This window comes from Roseateles sp. P5_B10 (assembly GCF_056400485.1).
The window spans coordinates 1-3157 of record NZ_JBFULE010000621.1 but is presented as its reverse complement, the minus strand read 5'-3'; the positions used below and the strand labels follow the sequence as shown (position 1 = coordinate 3157).

General features: G+C 65.3%; 4 protein-coding genes. 2 read left to right on the top strand and 2 right to left on the bottom strand.

Annotated features, from left to right (window positions below):
• Positions 1-551: hypothetical protein (locus AC1DU6_RS24925; protein ID WP_477860353.1), on the top strand; the 551-nt coding region annotated here is incomplete at its 5' end.
• A 53-nt stretch (positions 552-604) separates the two neighbouring features.
• On the opposite strand, the gene AC1DU6_RS24920 is transcribed toward AC1DU6_RS24925, so the two are convergent.
• Both AC1DU6_RS24920 and ppsR read right to left on the bottom strand, forming a co-directional pair.
• Complete coding sequence (locus tag AC1DU6_RS24920) at positions 605-1489, bottom strand: EamA family transporter (RefSeq protein ID WP_457349721.1); 885 nt, start codon at positions 1487-1489, stop codon at positions 605-607.
• A complete protein-coding gene (gene ppsR / locus AC1DU6_RS24915) occupies positions 1489-2310 on the bottom strand; it encodes a posphoenolpyruvate synthetase regulatory kinase/phosphorylase PpsR (protein ID WP_477860351.1) in 822 nt (273 codons plus the stop codon). Before ppsR ends, AC1DU6_RS24920 begins: the two co-directional genes overlap by 1 nt.
• A gap of 442 nt (positions 2311-2752) precedes the next feature.
• Between ppsR and AC1DU6_RS24910 the strand changes: the two genes are divergently transcribed.
• Positions 2753-3157 (top strand): PEP/pyruvate-binding domain-containing protein (locus AC1DU6_RS24910; protein WP_477860349.1); only part of this gene is annotated, 405 nt, incomplete at its 3' end.

Below are 3157 nucleotides of genomic sequence, written 5' to 3'. Positions count from 1 at the left end.
CCAATATGCAACCGGAGTTGTGGGTGCGATCGCGATATCGCGGGTATCGAAAGGCCTTCCGGCTTTTCCTGTCCGAGTGGGGCGGAATCGGCGATGACGGCATCCCGCACAACCTGCAGGTGGATCACCTGCATCCGGCCTCGCGGTTCACGCCCAAGAACGATCACTACTTTGTGCGCCTCGCCCTCATCGAGCGAGGCGTCAATGCGTCGTACGGAGCGGGCTTCGAACGCTTGTTGTATGAGCGTGAGCGTGAGAGAGCGCTTTCCGGTGGCGTGCATATGGATTGGATGGCCTACCTGAAAGTGCGCGGTATTCGTTTGCCTGCCAAAACTGCAGGGAAGGCCGTTTGGAAGGCCTGGTCCTGGCAATGCGCCAAATCACTGGGTCCCGAAGGCTTCGATCCAGTTTTTACATACGTCGGGCTGACGACGATGCTCAACCTGGCCTTTCTGAACATCTGGCGCCCGCTTCCGCCTGACGACGCTTTCAGGCCCGAGGTCGAGGCGCACCCGTCCTATCCTTGCGCGCCTCAACTGGCAGAGGTTTGACGTGGTCGCGAGGTGCCATGGCGCGGCGTGTCACGATGCAGCCATTCCTACCGTCAAATGGCCAGCGCGATGACTCCAACCCCAATCAGCGCGGCGCCGGCGATACGCCAGCCTCGTTCGCCTTCGCCCAACAACTGCCCGCCCAGCAGTGCCGCAAACAGCATAGACACCTCGCGCGCTGGCGCCACGCGTGACAGCGGCGCCTCGCGCATGGCCATCAGCACCAGGATGTAGGCCAGCGGCCCCAGGCCTGCGACGGCAAGCACGCCGCGCCATGAGCGGCGCAGCTCCGGCCAGAAGCTCTGCGGGTTGCGCAGCAGCGTCGGTAGTTGCAGCGGCACGCGCAGCACATTGCCGAAGTAGTCCAGCATCAGCGGCGACACGGCCAGCACCTTGACGGCATAACCGTCCAGCACCGTGTAGCCGGCGATCAGCGTGCCGGTGGCGGCGCCCCAATAGACGCCGCGGCGGCGGCGCATGGCTGCCTCGGCATCGTGGTCCACACCGCGGCCGATCAGGCGCGGCCCCATGGTGATCAGCAGGATGCCTCCGACGACGCCGGCCAGGCCCAGCGCGCCATGGACGCCCAGGTGCTCACCCAGCAACACGACGGCCGCAAGCGCCGACAGGAAAGGGCCGCTGCCGCGTGCGACCGGGTAGACGACGGTCAGGTCGCTGGCCCGGTAGCCAGCGATGAGGCAGTTGAAGTAGCCCAGGTGGACCACGGCGCTGGCGGCGACAAAACCCCAGGCCAGCAGTGACCAGTGCGGCAGCTCATCCAGGCCGACCCAGAGCACAGCAGGCAGCCACAGCACCACCACACCGAGCGCACAGCTGAAGACGAAATGCGTGCCCCCGCCCCACTTCTTGGCGGCGAGGTTCCAGACAGCGTGGAGAAGGGCGGCGGTGAGGACCAGTGCGAGCGCGTGGAGCGGCATCAGTACATCAGCCTGTCCGGGCGGATGTCGCGCAGGATGGTCGTCGCGATCTCTTCGATGGACTTGTGCGTGGACGACAGCCAGGAGATGCCGTCGCGTTTCATCATGGCCTCGGCCTCGTTGACCTCGTAGCGGCAGTTCAGTACGTCGGCATATTTGCTGCCGGGACGGCGCTCGTTGCGGATGGACGAGAGGCGCTCGGGGTCGATGGTCAGGCCGAAGCACTTGCGCTTGTGAGGCAGCAGCGGTGCGGGCAGCTTGCGGCGCTCGAAGTCCTCGGGGATCAGCGGGTAGTTGGCGGCCTTGATGCCATGCTGCATGGCCAGGTACAGCGAAGTCGGCGTCTTGCCCGAGCGCGACACGCCGACGAGGATGACGTCGGCCACGTCGAGGTTGCGCGCCGACTGGCCGTCGTCGTGGGCCAGCGAGAAGTTGATGGCCTCGATGCGGTCGTGGTATTCCTTGCTTTCGGCCACGTCTGAGAAGCGACCCACGCGGTGGTTGCTCTTGATGCCGAACTCGTCTTCCAGCGGCTCGATGAAGGTGCCGAACATGTCCATGACGMGGCCCTGGCAATGCTCGCGCACGATCTTGAGCACGTCGCGGTCCACCAGCGTCGCGAAGACGATGGGCCGCTGGGCCTCGCGCACGGCGACTTCAYTGATCTCAGCGACGACGGCGTGCGCCTTCTCGGCCGAGTCGACGAACGGCCGGCGTACATGGCGGGCCTTGATCGAGAACTGGGCGAGTATGGAATTGCCGAAGGTCTCAGCGGTGATGCCGGTGCCGTCAGAGACGAAGTAAACGGTTCTGGCGGTCATGGCGGCATTCCATCGAGTTACGGCGCGGCCATGATAGCCAGCACCCTGCTTTCGCCCTGCAACCTCGGACACATGGATCACATCTTCCAGGTCGTGCGATTGATCTCCTGTGCGGTGGCTTCGTCGCTGCTCACGCGGGCATCGTGCACAGCCAGGGCTCCCTTGGCCTGACCCGCATCAGTCGGCCGTCAACGTTTTCATGCCACCCCGAAAGAGGGGACACGGCGCCGAGAAGGGACTTATTGCACATCCCCCCGCCGTACCTGGATGAAACCCGAGGCCTAGAATCCGCGGCAATTCATCGCGATCAGCCCATGCGCGCCTCCTTCCTCCTCAAAGAATCCAGAAATGGACGGAGCTGCGCCTGCCTTGAGCATCTTGGCTCGGCACTGGGCGTGGACGACGCGACGACACCGGTTTTTCAACCTCCCGGAGTTTCCCCATGTCCACCCTGTTCGAGGCGACCGCCCTGGTCGTACCGTTTGAGAACCTGAGGATGAGCGATGTCGAGGCAGTTGGCGGCAAGAACGCCAGCCTCGGCGAAATGATCTCGCAGCTCGCCGCCAGCGGCGTGCGCGTCCCCGGAGGGTTCGCCACCACGGCGCACGCCTTCCGGCAGTTCCTCAAGCACGAGGGGCTGGACGCGCGCATCGCGGCGCGCCTGGCCACGCTCAACACCGACGACGTCCGCGCGCTGGCCGAGGCCGGCGCCGAGATCCGCGGCTGGATCGAGAACCAACCCTTCCCGGCCGACCTGGAAGCCGGTGTGCGTGCGTCCTTCGCGCAGCTGACGGCCGACAACCCCGGCGTGTCCTTTGCCGTGCGCTCGTCCGCCACGGCCGAAGAC

Excerpts from the sequence above, each read along its gene's own strand:
- AC1DU6_RS24920 (WP_457349721.1), bottom strand. The coding sequence starts at position 1,489 with ATGCCGCTCCACGCGCTCGCACTGGTCCTCACCGCCGCCCTTCTCCAC.